20 protein-coding genes are annotated in these 19,838 nt (G+C 51.5%); 15 read left to right on the top strand and 5 right to left on the bottom strand.

Annotation, left to right across the window (positions count from 1 at the left end):
* Positions 1-102: 102 nt before the first annotated feature.
* Entirely contained in the window at positions 103-2,355 is a 2,253-nt protein-coding gene (locus O71_RS15325) for a Tex family protein (RefSeq protein WP_007658447.1), read from the top strand.
* A gap of 224 nt (positions 2,356-2,579) precedes the next feature.
* The gene (locus tag O71_RS15320; protein WP_007658445.1) at positions 2,580-3,221 is read left to right on the top strand and encodes a porin family protein; all 642 of its coding nucleotides are present in this window, start codon (positions 2,580-2,582) and stop codon (positions 3,219-3,221) included.
* 140 nt (positions 3,222-3,361) lie between these two features.
* On the opposite strand, the gene O71_RS15315 is transcribed toward O71_RS15320, so the two are convergent.
* Positions 3,362-4,708 (bottom strand): zinc-dependent metalloprotease, encoded by a 1,347-nt coding sequence (locus O71_RS15315; protein WP_007658442.1) that lies wholly within the window; start codon positions 4,706-4,708, stop codon positions 3,362-3,364.
* Between the two features lie 298 nt (positions 4,709-5,006).
* Between O71_RS15315 and O71_RS15310 the strand changes: the two genes are divergently transcribed.
* Together O71_RS15310 and O71_RS15305 are read left to right on the top strand one after the other, a co-directional pair.
* Positions 5,007-5,756, top strand: a complete 750-nt coding sequence (locus O71_RS15310; RefSeq protein ID WP_007658441.1) for a YgaP-like transmembrane domain — start codon at positions 5,007-5,009, stop codon at positions 5,754-5,756.
* 186 nt (positions 5,757-5,942) lie between these two features.
* Positions 5,943-6,551, top strand: a complete 609-nt coding sequence (locus O71_RS15305) for a hypothetical protein (protein ID WP_155800939.1) — start codon at positions 5,943-5,945, stop codon at positions 6,549-6,551.
* 6 nt (positions 6,552-6,557) lie between these two features.
* On the opposite strand, the gene O71_RS15300 is transcribed toward O71_RS15305, so the two are convergent.
* Positions 6,558-7,973, bottom strand: coding sequence for a sodium:solute symporter family protein (locus O71_RS15300; protein WP_007658437.1), 1,416 nt, complete (start codon positions 7,971-7,973; stop codon positions 6,558-6,560).
* Positions 7,974-8,148: 175 nt separating this feature from the next.
* On the opposite strand from O71_RS15300, the gene O71_RS15295 reads away from it, so the two are divergent.
* From O71_RS15295 to O71_RS23390, 9 genes are all read left to right on the top strand, one after another.
* On the top strand, positions 8,149-9,066 hold the full coding sequence (locus tag O71_RS15295) for a membrane-binding protein (RefSeq protein WP_237717865.1): 918 nt from the start codon (positions 8,149-8,151) through the stop codon (positions 9,064-9,066).
* Positions 9,067-9,170: 104 nt separating this feature from the next.
* Positions 9,171-9,893, top strand: a complete 723-nt coding sequence (locus tag O71_RS15290; RefSeq protein ID WP_007658433.1) for a head GIN domain-containing protein — start codon at positions 9,171-9,173, stop codon at positions 9,891-9,893.
* 14 nt (positions 9,894-9,907) lie between these two features.
* On the top strand, positions 9,908-10,498 hold the full coding sequence (locus tag O71_RS15285; protein WP_007658431.1) for a hypothetical protein: 591 nt from the start codon (positions 9,908-9,910) through the stop codon (positions 10,496-10,498).
* 215 nt (positions 10,499-10,713) lie between these two features.
* Positions 10,714-10,923 carry a hypothetical protein gene (locus O71_RS15280; protein WP_007658429.1) on the top strand — a complete coding sequence of 70 codons (210 nt, stop codon included), beginning with the start codon at positions 10,714-10,716 and terminating at the stop codon, positions 10,921-10,923.
* 55 nt (positions 10,924-10,978) lie between these two features.
* Positions 10,979-11,899, top strand: coding sequence for a M28 family peptidase (locus O71_RS15275; protein WP_007658427.1), 921 nt, complete (start codon positions 10,979-10,981; stop codon positions 11,897-11,899).
* Positions 11,900-12,141: 242 nt separating this feature from the next.
* Entirely contained in the window at positions 12,142-12,879 is a 738-nt protein-coding gene (locus O71_RS15270; RefSeq protein ID WP_234986392.1) for an outer membrane beta-barrel protein, read from the top strand.
* Between the two features lie 120 nt (positions 12,880-12,999).
* A complete protein-coding gene (locus tag O71_RS15265) occupies positions 13,000-14,019 on the top strand; it encodes an SDR family oxidoreductase (protein WP_007658418.1) in 1,020 nt (339 codons plus the stop codon).
* 186 nt (positions 14,020-14,205) lie between these two features.
* On the top strand, positions 14,206-14,343 hold the full coding sequence (locus O71_RS25795; RefSeq protein ID WP_007658417.1) for a hypothetical protein: 138 nt from the start codon (positions 14,206-14,208) through the stop codon (positions 14,341-14,343).
* Positions 14,328-14,594, top strand: a complete 267-nt coding sequence (locus O71_RS23390) for an NUDIX domain-containing protein (RefSeq protein WP_369750959.1) — start codon at positions 14,328-14,330, stop codon at positions 14,592-14,594. The genes O71_RS25795 and O71_RS23390 overlap by 16 nt, the downstream gene beginning before the upstream one ends.
* 74 nt (positions 14,595-14,668) lie before the next feature.
* Here the strand turns inward: O71_RS23390 and msrA are convergent, their stop codons facing one another.
* The 3 genes from msrA to O71_RS15245 all read right to left on the bottom strand — a co-directional run bounded on the left by msrA (position 14,669) and on the right by O71_RS15245 (position 17,924).
* The gene (gene msrA, locus O71_RS15255; RefSeq protein ID WP_007658414.1) at positions 14,669-15,211 is read right to left on the bottom strand and encodes a peptide-methionine (S)-S-oxide reductase MsrA; all 543 of its coding nucleotides are present in this window, start codon (positions 15,209-15,211) and stop codon (positions 14,669-14,671) included.
* Positions 15,212-15,322: 111 nt separating this feature from the next.
* Positions 15,323-16,021: a hypothetical protein gene (locus O71_RS15250; protein WP_007658412.1), complete on the bottom strand. Its 699-nt coding sequence runs from the start codon at positions 16,019-16,021 to the stop codon at positions 15,323-15,325.
* Positions 16,022-16,109: 88 nt separating this feature from the next.
* Positions 16,110-17,924: a glycoside hydrolase family 3 protein gene (locus tag O71_RS15245; protein ID WP_192811692.1), complete on the bottom strand. Its 1,815-nt coding sequence runs from the start codon at positions 17,922-17,924 to the stop codon at positions 16,110-16,112.
* A 298-nt stretch (positions 17,925-18,222) separates the two neighbouring features.
* Between O71_RS15245 and O71_RS21940 the strand changes: the two genes are divergently transcribed.
* A complete protein-coding gene (locus O71_RS21940; RefSeq protein WP_007658403.1) occupies positions 18,223-19,020 on the top strand; it encodes a rhomboid family intramembrane serine protease in 798 nt (265 codons plus the stop codon).
* Positions 19,021-19,049: 29 nt separating this feature from the next.
* Positions 19,050-19,769, top strand: a complete 720-nt coding sequence (locus tag O71_RS15235; protein ID WP_007658402.1) for a TVP38/TMEM64 family protein — start codon at positions 19,050-19,052, stop codon at positions 19,767-19,769.
* Positions 19,770-19,838 lie beyond the last annotated feature (69 nt).

Here is a 19,838-nt window from a genome sequence, read left to right as displayed (position 1 = left end):
CGAAACAGGGGAAAATGTGCGGGCGAATCATGCAGGGCTTAGTTTATACCTTTCGCTGCGCTTTTCCCGCCTGAAAGTTTAGATTACTCTTTACCCAAATACATGGAATTAAACGTTGACCATTTAATCAAGATTGCCACCGAGCTCTCCATCACCATCAAGCAGGTGGAAGCCACGGCAACCTTGCTCGATGAAGGTGCCACGGTACCTTTCATCTCCCGTTACCGAAAAGAGGCCACCGGCTCGCTTGACGAAGTGCAGGTAGCTGCCGTGCGCGACCGCCTGGAGCAGTTGCGCGAACTTGACAAGCGCCGTGAAAGCATCCTGAAATCCATACGCGACCAGGAGAAGCTCACGCCGGAGCTGGAGGCGCAGATCATGGCTGCCGAAACCATGGCCGTGCTCGAGGACATCTACCTGCCCTACAAGCCGAAACGCCGCACCCGTGCCACCATCGCCCGTGAAAAAGGACTGGAGCCGCTGGCACAGCGCATTTTTGAACAGGAGAACATCGATGTGGCTGCGGAAGCTGCCAACTTCATCTCAGAAGAAAAAGAGGTGAAAGACGCCGAAGAGGCATTGGCCGGCGCCCGCGACATCATGGCAGAGTGGATGAACGAGAATGCCGAGGCCCGTGCCACCATGCGCCAACTTTTTGAGAAGAAGGGCACCTTCAAGAGCCGCGTGATGATGGGCAAGGAAGAGGAAGGCCAGAAGTTCAAGGACTATTTCGAGTGGGAAGAGCCGATCGAGAAAGCGCCTTCGCACCGCATCCTGGCCATGCGCCGCGGCGAAACCGAAATGGTACTGTTGCTAAGTGCGCAACCAGACGAAGAAGAAGCACTTGACAAACTCGAGCGCATGTTCGTGAAAGGCAACAATGCCGCTTCGGAGCAGGTGAAGCTGGCCGCCAAGGATTGCTACAAACGCATGCTCAAGTTAAGCATGGAAACCGAAGTGCGTCTATCGTCGAAAAAGCGTGCTGACGAAGAGGCGATCCGCGTGTTTGCCGATAACCTGCGCCAACTGTTGCTTTCATCGCCGCTTGGTCAGAAAACCGTACTGGCGCTCGACCCGGGTTTTAGAACCGGTGTGAAGTCAGTGGTACTCGACAAGCAGGGCAAGCTGTTGCACAACGAAACGATCTACCCGCACACGGGACAGCACAAGGAAAGTGAAGCGGCACAGGCCGTTAGGTATATGGTCACCCGATTTGAGGTAGAGGCCGTTGCCATTGGTAACGGTACCGCCAGCCGCGAGACGGAGGCTTTTGTGAAGAGCCTGAAGCTGCCGGCTTCAGTACAGGTGGTGATGGTGAATGAAAGCGGTGCCTCCATCTATTCTGCCTCAGACGTAGCCCGTGAAGAATTCCCGGATCAGGATGTGACCGTACGCGGTGCCGTTTCTATTGGTCGTCGTTTGATGGACCCACTGGCTGAACTGGTGAAGATCGATCCGAAGTCGATCGGCGTTGGCCAGTACCAGCACGATGTGGACCAGACCGCTCTGAAGCACTCGCTGGATGACGTAGTGATGAGCTGCGTGAACGCCGTGGGCGTGGAAGTGAACACTGCCAGCAAGCAACTACTGACGTATGTTTCCGGTTTAGGCCCTTCTCTGGCGCAGAACATCGTGGAATACAGAAACCAGAACGGACCATTCCGTACGCGTACTGAACTCAAGAAAGTACCGCGTCTGGGCGATAAGGCTTTTGAGCAGGCGGCGGGTTTCTTAAGAATCCGTGATGCTAAAAATCCACTGGACGCCTCTGCTGTTCACCCGGAAAGCTACCCGATTGTGGAGCAGATGGCAAAGGACCTGGGTGTGACCGTGCAGGACCTGATGCAAAAAGAAGAGCTGCGCAAGCAGATCAACCTGAAAAACTACGTAACCGACACAGTTGGTCTGCCAACGCTGCAGGACATCCTGAGCGAACTGGCCAAGCCTGGCCGTGACCCGCGCCAGACCTTTGAGGCATTCAGCTTCACAGAAGGCGTGAACGAGATGAAAGACCTGCGTGAAGGCATGAAGCTACCTGGTCTTGTGACAAACATCACGGCTTTCGGCGCCTTTGTGGACATAGGAGTGCACCAGGATGGACTCGTGCACGTGAGCCACCTGTCGGACCGCTTCGTGAGCAACCCGCATGATGTGGTGAAGGTGGGGCAGAAGGTAGATGTGACCGTACTGGAGGTGGATGTGCCGCGCAAGCGCATCTCCCTGAGCATGAAAGGCGATCCGGCTGCAGCCCGCCCAGCAGGCGGTGGCGGCAAAAAAGGTGGTGCTAAGCGCGAAGAGGAGCCAGCCAATGATTTTGCGGCAAAGCTAGCCATGCTGAAAGGCAAATTTAAATAAGCCATACCTGAACTAAGTATTGAAATTGAGTATAGAGGTAGCCCCAGCGATCAGCCGGGGCTACTTTTTTTTATGATCCATTCTATTGCCTATCATTTGAAAGTCAGGGAAAAGAACAGAGAGGAGAGGGTTCAGAAGGAATGATTTTATATAGGTCTAGCTGTATATTTTGAAACATGAATATTTATAATGTGCTTTGCGCATATTTTAAACCAACGTTTTTTATGAAAATCAAATTTTTACTCACGCTGCTGTTTGCTGTAGGTATGGCATTTACATCAATGGCACAATCTGTTTCTTTCGGTCCTCGTGTAGGTGCCACCTTCTCAAAAATCAGCTTGTCAGATGGAGATGGGAACGAACTGGAGGATGAACTGAAGTACACGCCAGGTTTGCAGGTAGGTGTAGTTGCTAATTTTAATGTAAGCGAGTTGCTGTCCATTCAGCCAGAACTTCTTTTTGTTCAGAAAGGCTACAAACTTGGCGACAGTGATACCCACATTAAGGGTACCAGTAACTATATAGAGGTGCCTGTTTTAGCTAAGATTACATTTGGCTCTGAACAAGTAAAAGGCTTTGTAACAGGTGGACCAACTGTAGGCTATCTAGCCAGCGGCAAAATGTCGATGAAGTATGACGGTACAAAGGCAAGTGATAGCTACGAGTTTGAGGACGAAGACAACAGAATGGAACTGGGCGCAAGCTTTGGCGTGGGCTTAGGCTACAATCTGGGTGCGGGAGCCCTTAACCTGGACGTACGCTACGGATTGGGTCTGACCAGCCTGTATGAAGTAGAGTCAGGCGAAAGCAAATCCAGAAACCGTGTGCTGGGTGTTTCTGTAGCTTATCTTTTCGGAGGTAAATAAGCTGAAATAAGTTTAGAGCAAAGAGGAAGCCTCACACGGGGCTTCCTCTTTGTTTTTATTAGTGATCCTTAGCAGCAAAAGAATTCAGACGACTAGTCCGGCTCACGATGTGCACGCCAGCCAGGTCAGCAAAATGCACTTTAAAGGACGGATAGTCTGTGCGTGAACGACGCTCCCATAAACTGAATCCGGACATAGTAAATGCCCCGGCCAAAATCACTCAGGTCCAGGTGCAGATTGCGTGATGTACTGGAAAAGGTGTGCTGGATAATGGGACGCCCCATCGCATTGTGCACCGAGAGGTGTACTGGAAATGGAAACGTTGGGAAACTGATGGTAAACCGGCCATCTGTGCTTGGGTTAGGGTATATTTTGATAGGTCCCACATAAATGGGCTTGCCCACAGGTTTTTTGTCTTCCGCCACCTGCACCGTCATGCGCTGCATGGCCATCATCCCGTTTTCGTTCGAAGCCCTCAGGGTGATCGTGTAGGTTCCCGGTTGGCTGTAGGTATGGCTCGGGGACGTTGCATTGCTCACGCTACCGTCTCCAAAGGTCCAGTAATAGAGCCAGGCGCCTCTGGTTTCGTTGGTCAGGTTAACCGTAAGGCCTTTCGTCGAACTACGGAAACTGACTAGCGGTGCCTCTCCGGTGACTGGCAGGTTGACAATGGGGGAGTCGTAGATCTGACGGAGTGAAAGGCCCTGATAGAAAAAGGGATTACTCCAAAGTGCGGTGCGTTCCACCGTGAGAAGTCCCCAGGGCCTTTCAGAATCAGGTGCTTTGTCAGGGTAACTCCAATGCGTCTGCATGATACTGTGATAAGCAACGGCGCGTGTGCTTTCGTGGTCGTAGGGGTGAGGCAGACCAAAGGCATGGCCTAACTCGTGAGCCATAGTGCCGTGTGGTACGCAGGGCCACATCAGACCTGTCGGGTCAGTAGGGCAGATCCCAAAATCATTGAACTCCGGGAAGTTCTCCACCGCGGTGATGGCCACGCCGCAATAGCCATTACAAGACTGGGCTCCTCCTCCCAATCCTTCAGGCCGACCTGATTTGATCCACAGGCTCACCACAAAACCCGGTTCCCAGATCGGATGCCCCAGTTGTTCCATCTCTGCCAACAGCAGGCCCCACCAGTCCTCCCGGTAATAGCTGGTGCTCTCCTTCGCCTGGTAAAACAGGACGGTGTCTGCATAGGCAAAGGTATAGGTAAGGCCGCCGGTGTTCACCTGAAACCAAGCCTGTATCTCCCGGGTGGCTTTCTTTATCGCGTCGTATTCAGCTTGGCTGTAGGTTTCGTCACTTGCCACGACATAGTATACCGCCACTTTGTTCTCAGTCAATGCCGCCTGTACCTGTGCGGTGCTCTGGCGAGTCGGAGCGGGTTGCCGCTGGCAGTCTGCCAGCTGATTATTGCGCTGGGCCTGTGCAGGAATGAAAAATTGAAATAGAAACAGGATGGTGATAAGTAATGATGTTTTCATTAGAGAAGAAGTAAAAGCTTGGTATACAGCTGTAACAGGAGAGGACAATGCCATAGCACTGATCAGGAAGCAGATCTCTGGTAAGATCCTATGAGGAGGGGTATATAAGGTATACGTTTATGGGATGTTTAATTTAAGGATAAGATATAACTTTCAGTGTATGATAATATTAGGAGTGTGGAGGGCCATATTTGTGTGACGAGATACATACCAAACCAGAGGGGAGCACAAGCACAGCAACTATAATAGCCCTAAAGCACGTATCCATTAAAACGGAATAGAACAAAACAAATAAACTATGGATACATACAAACCTAATTACTCCAAAATGCTTCACACGGAGCATATTTTTCCGCCTGCTTCCGGGTCGAGCCACATCAATGTGAGCCGGCCGGAGCGTGTACTCTCGGCAGTGGGTGGAGCGGCACTTGCACTTGTGGGGCTGCGACAGTCAGGAACTGCCGGTTTGCTGTCCACGCTGGCGGGAGGCCTGCTGCTTTTCAGAGGCTTTACCGGTTACTGCCCTATGAACCAAATGATTGGCCGTGATACTGCTGAAAACGAAGATATTTCAGTGGACATCATCAAGACCATCACAGTGCAGCGCCCACGCTCTGAGGTTTTCCAGTTCTGGCGCATGCTCGAGAACCTGCCTAAGTTCATGGAGCACCTGGAAAGCGTGCAGTCAAACGGTCCGCAGCGTTCGCATTGGGTAGCTAAGATCCCGGGTGGTGTCGGCACCATTGAATGGGATGCGGATATCATCAATGAGAAAGAAAACGAACTGATCGCATGGCGCTCCCTGCCAAACTCGGAACTTGACAATGCAGGTGAGGTCCGTTTCTCTGATTCGCCTGATGCGCAGGGGACCATCGTGCAGGCAGTAATCTCTTACAGTCCACCTGCAGGGTCGGTGGGCGGACTGGCTGCGAAGATGCTCAACCCGATGCTTAAGAAAATGGTGGAGAATGATCTGCGTTACTTCAAGCGTTTTATGGAGACGGGTCAGGACGTGCACAAGCCTAAACAGCCGCTTGGAGCCAATTAGGATATAGCAACACTGATTAAATCATAAGTAAAACCAGGTATAGCCACGCTGCTATACCTGGTTTTTGTGTATAGATGATTTTATTTTCATCAACTTTACTAAATTAGTATTATAAAAGCTTCGTTTGAAACACTTTAGGCAACCGTGAGCGTTATCTGAAGCAGATAATATTTAGGACATCTTAGCATGAATAAGATATGGAGCATGGCCTTGCTGCTGATGCTGGCAATGGTCATCTATTCCTGTAAGCAGGCGCAGGATATAAAAGCCTTTACAGAAGCAAAGTACAGCCTGCAAAGCGTCCGGGACATAAAGCTCAACGGGATCGATGTAGAGCAGCGCATTCAGGAGCGCCGTGGCTTTTCGCACGAAGAACGGGACAGTCTGTTGGCTACCGTTACCAGTAACTCGCTGGAGTTTAGTTCTACGCTGGCCCTGCATGTCACCCTGCAGGAGCATAGCGAGGAAGCACGACACCTGACCATCACGCGCATGAAATGGCTGTTGGAAGTGGATGGCGAAGAGGCTTTGACAGGTGTTATCGAGGAAACCATGGAGTTGCAGGAGGGGCTGAACTTGCTGCCGATCGCGACGCCCGTAGGCTTGGTTTCGGATGGAGATTTGCCTAACTACACAGGTCTGTCCAGGTTGATCACTCTGCTGGGACAGCGTACGGATATACGGGAGCATGTGACGCTCAAGATAAAGCCGACGATCAAAACTCCGGTGGGAAACGTAGAGTCGCCCGCGTATATCACAGTGACCAAACCAACCGGGATAGTGGCTTTTTTTTAAATAAGCCTATACCTGTTTTTTTATGGCCAATGGCTCAGCAGGTATAGGCTTTGCCCGCAGATGGGATATCAGTTGGCCGACAAGCAATCCGGCTACACTGGCACCCAGCCCATAGAGCATCGGGTTGACGGTGGTCTGTAGGTATAAGCAGAGCAACCAGCCGGCCATACCTGCGAGGATAGACGCATTGGCAGCCAGCGCAGAGGTGCGCTTCCAGTACAGACCTGCTACCAGGGGCACAAAGAGTGAGACCAGACTCAGAGCAGAGGACTCACTTACCAGTTCATAGATATTGCTGCGCAGCAGCGCCATTCCCAGCGAGACAGCCGCTACCACGAGCACACTGATGCGCGAGAGCAGCAGCATTTGCTTATCGCTGCGTTCGCCAAGTAGCGGGCGTAGCATGTTCTCACTCAGCACAGCTGCCGGAGCCAGTATGCCGCCGCTGGCGGTGCTGATGATCGCCGAGATCAGCGCTCCGAAGAAGAGCACCTTGATCAGCATGGAGTCCAGTCCCATGATCAGGCCGGGTACCAGTAGCTGGGCGTCCTCCTGTAGCAGTTCGGGATGCAGCGTGCGGGCATAGAGGGCCAGCAGCAGCGGCATGAACGCCACCGTCAGGTATAGCAGACCAGCGCCCAGCGAAGCAGCGACCGCCACTTTCTCCGACTTTGCCGACATTACTCTTTGGAACACATCCTGCTGCGGAATAGAACCAAGCCCGATCGTGATCCAGAGAGCAAAATAGTTGAGCCAGGTGGTTGGGCTGCGGTCAGGGGGCGTCATCCGGAAGAAGCCGTCGGGCAGGGTCGCCGTGATCTGCTCCAGCGGCATACGCTGCAGCAAAGTATAGGTGATGAAAATAAGTCCTCCGATGATCATCACGGTCTGCACAAAGTCCGTGATTGAAACTGACCACATACCGCCCATGTAGGTATAGCCAACCACGATCATACTGCCAATGATAATGCCGGCGGCTGTGGAAACCCCGAATACCTGGTTCATCACAATGCCCAGGGCGACCATCTGCGCCGCGATCCAGCCGAAATAGGAGATGACCATGAAGAAGGCTGCGATCTGCTCGGTGGTGCGGTTGTAGCGGATGCGATAGTAGTCGCCAATAGTGAGCAGGTTGAGGCGGTAGAGTTTTTTAGCGAAGAAGAGGCCGACCAGCACCAGGCAAAGCGCTGCGCCGAAAGGGTCTTCGATAACACCCAGCAGCCCGTGCGAGGCAAACTCCGAGGAAGCGCCGAGCAGTGTTTCGGAGCCAAACCAGGTGGCAAACACCACAGCTGTGGAAATATAGAAAGGCAGACTCCTGCCAGCCAGCAGGAAATCGCTGGTATTATGTACCCGTCTTGATGCCCAGAAGCCCACCCCCATGTTAAAGAGCAGGTAAAGGATCACAAAAATTAGCAGCATACTCCCAAATCAGTCAGGCAAAATTAGAAATAATTCGTGCAGCTGCCAAAATGCCCTTTTGGGAGGGTGAGACGCTCAAGTCTGGCAAAGTACTTGCATGGAAGGGTATACCAGCTTCCGCCCATTTTTCGTTTTGGATATGCTGTGTTCATCCATCTACAGAAAGGGAAACAATATGAATCGATTGAATAGAATAAGCCTGGCACTGCTGCTGGTCCTGACCCCGTTGCTGGCGGCAGTGGCAGAGACAGTGCCTGCTCCGGAGTCTTATGCCGCTACCAAAGCCGCACCCCGTGATGTGATTGGTGAGATCATCGACGTGATCGGGCTGAAGCCACGTTTTGAGGTGCGATCTGCCAACATCGAGAATGCCGCCGCCGTGATCTACAATGGGAAACGCTACATTCTCTATAATGAAAGCTTCCTGGCTGCCATCAACAATGCCGTACATACCGACTGGGCTGGCGTGAGCATCCTGGCGCACGAGATCGGCCATCACCTGAATGGTCATACTTTGTCGCGACAGGGCAGTAACCATGCTGATGAACTGGAGGCTGATGAGTTCTCCGGCTTTGTGTTGCGAAAGATGGGGGCTAGTCTGGAGGAGGCGCAGGCTGCCATGAAGGTATTGTCAGATGAAAGAAGCTCTGCCACGCATCCGGGCCGCAGCTACCGGTTGGCGGCTATCAGCAAAGGCTGGGGTAATGCCGATGCGCAGCTGCTGGCCAGTGCAAACGGCCAGCAGCGGGAGTCGCAGGCCATGGCCGGCAACAGCCAGCCGCCCCAGCAGGCAAGGGAGCAACTGCGACAGCAGCCAGTCAGAACCAACACAGCCTCACAGGGTCTGGACAGCCGACTAGTGCTACGCAAAGTAGTGTTTAACAATGCGCCGGACGAGCAGTTTTTCCTGACTACAAGGTTGCAACTGGTGCACATGACCGAGCGTGGTGCCCGCATCATTGGCAAACTGGCCCGTACCAACAACCGCAATTACCCTTTCTACTTCGAGAGCGAATACCTGCAGGGTTTGTTCGTGACCGATAATGGGGTGCTGGTAAACCAGCGGGGACAACGAGTGGGGCATTTTAGCTAATTAATTAGTAATGGCCCCAAAATATTGAGCAGACGGAGCCGTCAGTTTTATGCAGCTGAAGCAGGAATAATTAACTTGCAACATTAATTAAGCTACATAAAACTATGAAATCTACTAATTTTACATGCCTGATGCTTTTGCTCATCCTGCCTGTTCTCTTGCTTGTTTCCTGCGGTGATGAAGTGGATTGTATCAGGGGAAGAGGAGATGTGGAGAGCCGGGATTTTAACCTGGATGTAGTCAACGGGCTGCGAGTGAACGGCGATACCCGTGTATTTGTTAGACGGGGAGCTACTCAGCGCATTGAAGTAAGAGCACAGCCTAACGTACTGGATGCGATCAATACGAATGTAGCCAACGGGGTGTGGGACCTCAGCTTTGACAGGTGCCTGCGCAGCCATAAGACCGTTGAAGTATACATGACCGTGCCGGAGCTGAGCAGTGCCGAAATGATTGGGTCGGGGCGGGTAGAGTTGCAGGATGAATTTGAAACTGACAACTTCCGGGCTGTGCTGGATGGATCAGGTTATCTCTGGATTAATGTATCAGCCACCAAAGTAAGCAGCAGGCTTACAGGTTCGGGGAAGATTGATCTGGTAGGTACGGCTGAAGTAGAAGAGATCAATCTCTCAGGCTCGGGAAACATAAAATCTTTTGGACTGAGCAGCGAGAATGCCGGTGTGGTATTGAGTGGCTCGGGCAGTGTGGAAGTGTATGCCGCCAATGAATTGGCCGTTACGATCAGTGGAAGCGGTAATGTGTACTACCAGGGAAATCCGACTATTAATTCAAATATTTCAGGCTCAGGCAAAGTGATAAAGCGCTGAGCACAACAAAGCAAATGATCAAAAAAACAAATCTCTTAAGTTTCGCTCTGCTGCTAGGTATAGCCTTTTTCGCATTCTCATGCGGCACCAAGAGCGACGTGGATGCTTTTAAGGAAGCAAAGTATAGCTTGTCAGGTATAAATGAAGTAAAGCTCAATGGCGTGAACGTGCTGAACAAAAAGCGGCCGGAGGATTTCTCACTCGGAGAAGCAGCCCTGCTTTTTACGGCCTTCTCTGACAATAACCTGTCCGCCTACTCCAGTTTGGGACTGAATGTAGAGTTGGACGAAGCAAACCAGGAGCGCAGCATGACCGTGACCAAGCTGAAATGGCAGCTGCTGCTCGACGGCAAGCAAACGCTGAGCGGCATTGTGGACGAACCGGTGGAGCTCCGTCACGGACTCAACACCATCAACGTGCGCACTCCTATCCGGATAGCCGAGGAAAATGGCAGACCAGGGTATAACAACCTGCTGCGCCTGGTCACCATGCTCACCAAAACAGATGGCACCAGCCGACCAGATGTGGTACTGCAGATCAAGCCGACCATCCAAACGTCGGTGGGACCAGTAGAAGTGCCTTCCTTTATCAATGTAAGAGACTAAAATACAATTAGTTGTGATAGTAAAACGGGCTGGTTTTTATACCGGCCCGTTTTATTTTAAGGCCTTTTTATGCGCTCTTGTAGCCCTTTGTGTAAGGATATGCAGTTTGTTTTAAAATTGTTGTAACATTTATAGTCAGTGAACGTATGTGGCACGCTCCTTGTTTAAATACCATCTGATAACCATTTGTAAGACCATTTAAAACAGGAACGAACATGGAATTCGACGTAATCGTAGCAAACGACTTGCAGGCACTTGTAACAAGAGTACAGGACTATGTAAAAACAGGATGGGTGCTGAAAGGTGAGGTGTTTGAAAAAGATGGAAGCTACACGCAGGAGGTAGAACGCCGTGTGGCTGATCAACAGAAGAAAGCCACTGCACGCCAGAAAAGCTGGATCAACTGGCCTGTTGCGAACGGCTAATATATTTTGAGGGCGGGTTAGCGTATTTATGCTAATTTCGCCTAAAATAAAACTTATGAAACGCCGCCTAACCCTCGCTTTTGTACTGATGTGTGCCCTGCAGCTGACTGCAGTCGCCCAGAAACAGGTGCTCGACCCACAACTCCTGTTGCGTGACGTGCAGATACTGTCTGCCGACTCAATGGCAGGCCGGCTGAGCGGCACTGAAGGCAATCGGATGGCGCAGGATTATATAGAAAAGCGTTTCAACGAGATCGGACTACAACCCTATAACAATAGCTACCGCCATACGTTCCGCCTGGAGGGTAGGGGCATTGTAGTAGAAGAGGCCGTGAACCTGATCGGCTTTATACCTGGCAAAACGGACAAAGCCATTGTCCTGACCGCGCACTACGACCATGTGGGCGAACGCAAGGGCGAGATCTACAACGGAGCCGACGACAATGCATCCGGGGTAGGAGCCTTGCTGGCCGCTGCCGCTTATTTTAAAACGAACAAACCCTACTATACCCTGATCTTCGCTGCGCTTGATGGCGAGGAGTTAGGCCTGCAGGGGGCAAATGCTTTTCTGGAGAATCCGCCGCTTGCTCTGGACCTGATCCAACTGAATGTGAACATGGACATGCTCAGCCTGAACCAACAGGGTGAGCTGTACGCCAGTGGCGCCTACCATTATCCGGTATTACTGCCGTTGCTGCAGCAGGTGAAAGCAAGACCTCAGGCCAGGCTACTGACAGGCCATGACCGACCTGAGCAAGGGCAGAATGACTGGACCAGGCAGTCCGATCATTATCAATTCCACAAACGCCAGATTCCTTTCATTTACTTTGGCGTAGAAGACCATCCGCACTACCACAAGCCCACGGATGACTTCGAAAACATCAATTCCACTTTTTATCCGGATGCGGCTGCGCTCGTAATCGATTTTGTTCAGTTACTGAACAAGAAGCGTCCGGCTCTCCGCACAACTAATTAATACCTTGGATCTTAAGTTTTGATAAACTAATTGTATCCAAGTAGGAAGGTATAGCACGTATTATAGTATGATGGCTATATTATAATGTATTCATAAAAATTAATGATCCTTTCTTTTGGCTCTGCGTAGATAGGGGGAGCAGGCCCACCACAGCCAATACCTGGGCTGCATGCCACACAACACTTAAAGAGAAACCTGTCTGAAGCATGAGCAGGAGCAGATACGTCCTTCTATTACTATGTTTGATTACCCTTACAGTTTGCACTACCGCCCAGGCGCAGGATAGTGTCATACGCCGCATGGGGGTGAGTAAGATTCCGGAGCGCGGACTGGTCATACAGGCTGGCGCAGGTATAGCCGCTGTGAAAAGCGATATATGCGGAAGTTATGATTGTAATGATCTTGGTCCTGCTTTCAGCATTGGCGCCCTTTTCAAGTATAACCCCTTTTGGTCCATAAGTGGCGAAGTGGAGTACCTTAAACTAGGTGCCTCCGAGAAAACCTATCAGGATAATATCACTTTTGAGTCAAGGGTGATCGAGGTGTCAGGTATGCTGGTTTACAACCTGATGGACAGCTACGCCGGATCCAATAACTACCGCTCTACCCGAAAGCGCTTTGCTGTGCCTTTTGTGAAAGGCGGGATTGGCTTTGTGTATTACACCCCAAGTTCTTACCCGACCAACCGTGCCCCGAACTCCGACATTACCTACGACCGATTAAGGTCATATCCAGCCATAGCCGGCGTAATTCCTTTCGGTGGGGGTATACGCTTCCGTTTCTCAGACCAGATCAGTATTGCGCCGGAAGTGATGTACCAGATCACCACGACTGACTATCTTGACAATGTTACCCGGATAGAGAACACAAAAGATCACTATGGCGTGGTATCAGTCAAGCTGCTCTATACCCCGATGCCCAAAAACGAGGTATTCACAAGCAAACGTCAGGGCATAAACCCTTTCAAAAAGAAAAAATAAGCAGCACTACACTTGCTGTTCCTGGTTCCCGAACCTACATACCCTGCCTTCCCGTAGACAAAAAAGCCAGATCAGCTGTTTGTATGCTGCTTCCGGCTTTATTTGCTATACCTAACATCTATGAAAACAGAACAGAAGAGAAACCTGTGGTGGCTGGCAGCTGGAGCAGGCGCTTTGCTTGCAGCCCGTGCCATTACCCGTAAACTAAATGCTTACAACTTCCGGAACAAGGTGGTGCTGATAACCGGCGGCGCCCGTGGGCTGGGCTTTGTGATGGCGCGGCAACTTGCCAAAGAAGGAGCCAGGCTCGTGCTGTGCTCACGCGACGAGATGCAGCTGGAGGATGCCCGCATGGAGCTAGCAGGCAACGGAGCCGATGTGATGGTGCAGCCCTGCGATGTAACACAGCAGGAGCAGGTAGAGCAGCTTGTCGAGCGGGTGCAGCGTGAGTTTGGCCCTATTGATGTGCTGATCAACAATGCGGGTATCATTACGGCGGGACCGCTGGAGGAGATGACTGTCGGGGACTTTGAAGAAGCCATGCAGACGCACTTCTGGGGACCACTCTACACAACCCTCGCCGTGCTGCCTTCCATGAAGGAACGTGGTGCCGGCCGTATCCTGAATATCGCTTCAATCGGTGGCAAGTTGGGTGTGCCACACCTGGTCCCATATAGCGCCAGCAAGTTTGCGTTGGTCGGCTTATCGGAAGGCTTGCGTGCCGAACTGAAGCAGTATAACATTACGGTTACCTGTGCTTCGCCTGGTCTGATGCAGACGGGAAGCCCACGCCATGCGAACGTGAAGGGGCAGCATGAGGAGGAATATACCCTGTTTAAAATAGCCGACTCGAGTCCGCTGACCTCTATCAGTGCAGAGCGATCGGCCAAGTCGATTTTAGATGCCTGCCGACACGGGGATGCAGAAGTAGTGACGTCTATACCTGCCAAGGTTGGCGCTTTTGTACACGGGTTGTCTCCGGAGACTACCACCGATATTTTTGCCGTGCTCAATCGTATGCTTCCCGGCCCTACCGGAGAACAGCGAGCCAAGAAAGGCTATGAAAGTGAGACTCCGCTTTCCATGTCTGGCCTGACGGAACGGACCCAGAAAGCGGCCTTCCGAAACAACGAGCTTTAACGATACACATTAACCTATACCTGATGGCAAGCTATACCCTGGCATTGCCTATATTCGCCCTTATGGAAATTAAAAAAAGAAGAGACAGCCTACGATGGCTATTTCAAGATCTATAAACTGACAGTATCGCAGAACGGCCACACCTTTACCCGGGAACAATTTGACAGAGGCACAGCGGTTGCTGCCATGGTCTACGACACAGAAAAGCGGCGCTATATCCTGACCAGGCAGTTTCGGGTAGGATCAGAGTCGGACCTGGTGGAAGTGGTGGCAGGTATGGTAGACAAAGGCGAAAGCCTGAAGCCAGTATTGCCCGCGAAATAGAGGAAGAAATCGGTTACAGCGTGGACAATCTGAAGCACCTGCACACCTTTTATTCTTCGCCGGGCGGCACGACTGAAAAAGTGCTGTTATACTATGCCGAAGTATCGCACCAGCATGCAGACGGAGGTGGCAAGGAGGATGAGCACGAGGATATTGAACTGGTGAGCTATACCCGGGAAGAGCTTCTCAAAGAAAGCTTTGCCGATGCTAAGACCATCATCGCCCAACAATGGGTGCAGCTAAACAGCTAGTAGCGTTCTAAATAGCAGGTATAAAAAAGCCTCAGCTACCTATAAGACGGCTGAGGCTTTTCTTTTGTGCTTGACTACTTTCTGGCCTCAGGCTTGAGTTTGTCAGCAAACACTTTTCTAACCTTGTCCACTTTCGGCCTGATCACAAAACTGCAGTAAGGCTCATGCCCATGGGTGTTGAAGTAGTTCTGATGATAGTCTTCGGCCGGGTAAAACTCCTGCAGCGGCTCGATTGTCGTCACGATCGGATCATTGAAGGCACCCGCTGCATCCAGTTCCTGCTTATACCTTTCGGCTTTCTCGCGCTGCTCGTCGTTGTGGTAGAGCACAATAGAGCGGTACTGTGTTCCGATATCATTGCCCTGCCTGTTCAGGGTAGTGGGATCATGGGTTTTCCAGAACACCTCCAGCAGTTCATCATAACTTATGATGGCAGGGTCGTAGGTGATCTGCAATACTTCTGCGTGTCCGGTGGTGCCAGAGGTTACCTGTTTGTAGGTTGGGTTTTCCATATGTCCGCCTGCATAGCCGGACTCCACTTTCTGCACGCCTGCCAGGTCCTGAAACACTGCTTCAGTACACCAGAAGCATCCTCCTCCAAATGTCGCTTTTTCCATGGTTTTTGCTTTTAATTTAGGTACAGGCAATCATGCCCAGGGCTATTGGCTATACCTGTGCAAAGGTATAAGGCCTAAACCACAAAGCCTCTAAATAGTTTTCCCAGGCCTCTAGTTACGCATATTGCGCATAGTGCTTTGGGCATCGGCGGCACCTTCCAGGGTCAGGTACTCTGCCTGCAGGGCTCTGATTTTGAGCTTGTCGCTGTTGGAAATCTGGTTTTCTACCTGCCGGCGACGCTGGTTCAGCTGTCCGTACACATTGTCCACGTAGTCCCAGTCGTGCTGGGTCCAGTTGCGGCGCTTGGCCCGTACCACGCCCATAAAGGTCAGGTATGCCTCCCGCATATCCTGGGGCGCTATGTTTTCAATGTTGTTGAACTCACGGAGCAGCTGCTCTTCCCACTGGTCCAGTTCAGAGCGATCGAGCGGGGTGTTCAGCCGACGTTCCTGTCTGTTTTCCCAGCGTTCGTAGCGCTCTTTCAGTCGTGCGTACTCCGCTTTGGAGTCAGCTGAAAGACTGTCCAGGTTCTGCTCTATCTCAGCGGTGCGTCTTCTGAAGTCCTCCTTGATCTCAGGCATCTCGCGCTGTATGGCCGTGTCGCCACGCTCCACTTTCTCGTTCATCCAGCCGCGGAGTGACTCCAGCCGATCGCCCACGGTGCGGCCGGTTCGTTCTACACGGGCAGTGTCAGCGGGTACATCTACCGTTATTTCTTCTGTTTCCTGAGCGGTGCGGTTTCCTTCGCAGCTCCAGAGTAGTGAGACAGCCAGCAGGCCTATAAGGTAAGTTGTTCTATTGTTAAGCATTTCTTTTTCACAGTTTTAGGGTTGGTGTAGTCAGGCGATGCCTATACTTGGCATAATACGCAAAGCACCCATACAAGATACTATGGACTTACGGCGAGTAGCGGTTTGTCTTTGCTAATGCCGTGTCCATACTGGTAGTGCCTGTTGACGGTAACGGGCAGCTTGCCGCGTGCAGGTATCTTGCCAAACAGCAGTTTGCTGCCGCCACCTGCGCGTGCATGTGGGCCTGGTAAGCCAGTATCAGTACCCGGCTCTTGTGTATGTCCGGGAACTGGTTCAGGGTATAGGGGTTGTCAAAAAGCGTCATAATAGACCGGTTGGAGCGGGCCAGCTCTGTCACATAGGCGGTTGCTTCCTTAGAGTAACCCAAGCGGTTGCTAGGCGTCACGCTCGGGCCGTAGAGCCCCACCAGCACCAGGTCGTATCCTTTAAGCTTTTGCTTTATTTGTTTTACCTCTTTGGCATTGGCTTTTCGGGATATCACAAAGTCTGCGTCAATGCGGGCATGCCTGTTTATCTCCCGCTGGAAAATACTGGGGCGTACCACACCGAAGGAGAGTGTGGCGATGCGCTGCCGTTTTTTCTGGCGGATGGGCAGGAAGTTCTTGCGGTTGTTGAGCAAGGTCATGGCTGCCTCGGCCAGCGCATGGTTGGTACTATCGGCTATACCTGGGTTCAGGTCCTCATACAGGTTTTCCAGTTCAACAGGCTTATACCTGTCCAAACCTACCCAGGCTTTGGCCGCCAGCATTTTTTTGCAGCGGCGGTCAATCTCTTCCTGCGACAGGTCACCACGGGCAATGGCCTGCTTGATTGCCTGAATGGCTTTAGGCACACTGTTAAGGCGCTCCAGTACATCGTTACCCGCCATCAGGCGCGTGCCTCTGCCTCCCCCGGACTGAAGTATTTGGTAACACCCTTCATCACCATGGCATCTGTAAAGACCAAAGCCTTTAAACTCCAGCTGGTTCTTGAGCAAACTGGTCACGATGGGCTTAGATAGGGTAGAGGGCAGGTTGTGGGTCGTGTCGAGCTGCTGCATGTGCATGTGTGCGACCATAATACCGCCAATGCCATGCTTGATCAGCTCCCGGAAAGGATAAAGCTCCAGCGAGTCGAGCCGGGCACGGTCATGCGGAATCACAGGCAGGTCGTAATGTGAGTCCACATCCGTGTCGCCGTGGCCAGGGAAATGCTTGGCTACTGCGATGATGCCATTTTCCTGCATGCCTCGCATGTAGGCCAGACTTTTGGCTGTAACGTCTAGTTTGTTCTCGCCAAAGGCACGATAGCTGATAATGGGGTTCTGGGAGTTGTTGTTGATATCGGCCACCGGTGCAAAGTTGACGTGCATACCTAGCCGCTTGAACTCTTCGGCCACCTCGGCCCCCATGCGGTAGATCAGTCCGTTGTCTTCTATAGCCCCCATCATCATCTGAAAAGGATACTGCACGGTGCTGTCCAGGCGCATGCCCACACCCGTTTCGGCATCCATCGAGATGAGAAGTGGTACCTTGGAAGCGGCTTGCAGACGATTGTTCAAGACAGCCTGACGCACAGGGCCTCCCTGGAAGTAGATAATGCCGCCTACCTTGTATCTGGTTACCAGGTTCATGACGTCGGCCTCGTATTTTGGGCCTTGGTTGGAAAAAGCCTCAATAATAATGAGCTGTGCGATACGCTCTTCAGGGCTCAGGGTCCTGAATACAGAATCCACCCAAGGTGATGGGTTTTCAATCGCCTCCACCAAGGTGCTGGGTCGTGTATAAGAGACCTCTTCCGGGAAAAACTCGTGCTTTTGCTCTTCCTCACGCGCATAAGCGGCCCCGCTAGTGTCTGAGCTCTCGCAGGAACTCAGCAACAACAGCATACAGCACATCAGGCAAAGGCCTAGTGCTGACAAGCGTCTGGCTAAAGGGTGAAGTGAATTAGCGTGCATGGTACTGGTGGTGAAATCACCTTTTATACTTCTTAATTTTGGAATCGATTTTTTGACTATACCCTTATATGCTTAACAACAGGCTGAAATGGAACTGTTACGATATAGAACGTGAAAAGTATGGATATAGCATACGATTTATAACCTACAGCCCGTATCTTGTCACTGTGTGGGATTATTTCTCCATGACTTGCCTTTACCTTTGTACGTATAGCCTGAGCACAGTAAAAAGCGCAATCACATCTGCTCCAAACAAAACCCTATGATGCAAGTAACCCCTTTGCAGAGCCACCAAAGCCTGAAAGCCGAACATGAACATTTTGCTTACAGTTTTCTGCCGGGCACCTTGTTTGTAGGGCTCATTTGGTTGGTGGCGTTGCTTTCGTACCTGAATGAGGTGAACCTGACCTGGTTAGGCATTCATCCGCGCGACTTTCTGGGGCTGATCGGTGTGTTTATGGGGCCACTCATACATTCTGGTCTCATACACTTACTTTCCAATTCCTTTCCGCTGGTGCTGCTTTCCGGCTTTATCTTGTTTTTGCATCGATCGGTTGCACTGCGTGTGTTCGTGCTGGTCTACGTACTGAGCGGCCTGTTCACCTGGTTTATTGGCCGTGATGCTTACCATGTAGGGGCTAGTGGGGTTGTGTACGGCCTGGCGGGTTTTCTGCTGTTCAATGGCATCGTTCGTCGCGACAGGGCGGGCCTGGCAATCTCTTTAGCTATACTTTTTCTGTACAGTGGCTTGTTTTACGGTTTGTTCCCATCAGAGGAACGCATCTCCTGGGAAGGGCACCTGGGTGGTCTAGTGGCCGGACTGGCAGCGGCTGTGCTTTACGGAGAGCATGTCGACAAACAGGTGGCTATACCTGCAGAACCTCCCCTTAGCCAAGGTGAGCGCTCGGCGCAGCAGCGGCATCAGAGCAGTACACTGGTCAATCCACAGTATACCTGGCGTTACTCGCTTGCCACTCCCGAGCCGGGCAGGGTGTACAAACAGACAGCCCTGATAAACAAATCTAGTGGTATGCTCGAGCATCCAACCTCAACCAAATAATCTGCGTCTAAACAACGAAAGACTTCCTTATGGCGAACAATACGACAACCAAACAAGAAGATACAAAACAAAGCAAATGGCCCCTCTTGGTAACGGCGGCAATTATTGCCATGCTGGTAGGTGCTTATTTTATTTCATCAGACTTTCAGGCGAATATTCAGGAAGGCTGGGAAGTATTGACAAGTGGTGATGAGGAGCGCATTTCTTCCTGGGTGGAGCAGTTTGGCTTTTGGGGACCATTCTTCATTATTCTGGCCATGGTCGCTCAGATGTTCTTGCTGGTCATCAATGTGGTGGCGCTGATGTTAGTGGCCATCATTGCTTATGGGCCAGTGTGGGGGTCGCTTATTGCGCTGGCCGCTGTGCTGGTCGCCTCCACTGTCGGGTATTTAATTGGCAGAGGACTAGGTGAGGCAGGAGTACGCAGGATCATCGGGCATAAGGCCGAAGAGAAGGTGTGTGGATTTGTGTCAGAGTATGGAATTTGGGCGGTGATCATTGCCCGTATCTCCCCCTTTCTATCCAATGATGCGGTTAGTTTCGTTGCCGGTATTACCAAAATGGGGTATTTTAAATTCATTGGAGCCACTATGGCTGGCATTATTCCGCTCACCGTGTTATTGGCCTGGCTCGGCGAAGATGATGATCGTTTGATGAACGGCTTGATCTGGGTAGGTGGCATTAGCCTGGTGCTTTTTGTAGGCTATGTCATCTATGACAAGTACTTTAAAAAGCAGCATCAAGGTTAGGCTTCCGGTACTGTTACGAGGTTAATCTATGAAGCTTTGTAAATTACAATTTCAGGCGTTTTTTTGATA

The sequence above is a fragment of the Pontibacter sp. BAB1700 genome, assembly GCF_000277005.1.
Lineage (GTDB): Bacteria > Bacteroidota > Bacteroidia > Cytophagales > Hymenobacteraceae > Pontibacter > Pontibacter lucknowensis.
The sequence above is the reverse complement of the archived record's forward strand: the minus strand, read 5'-3'. Positions and strand labels throughout refer to the sequence as shown.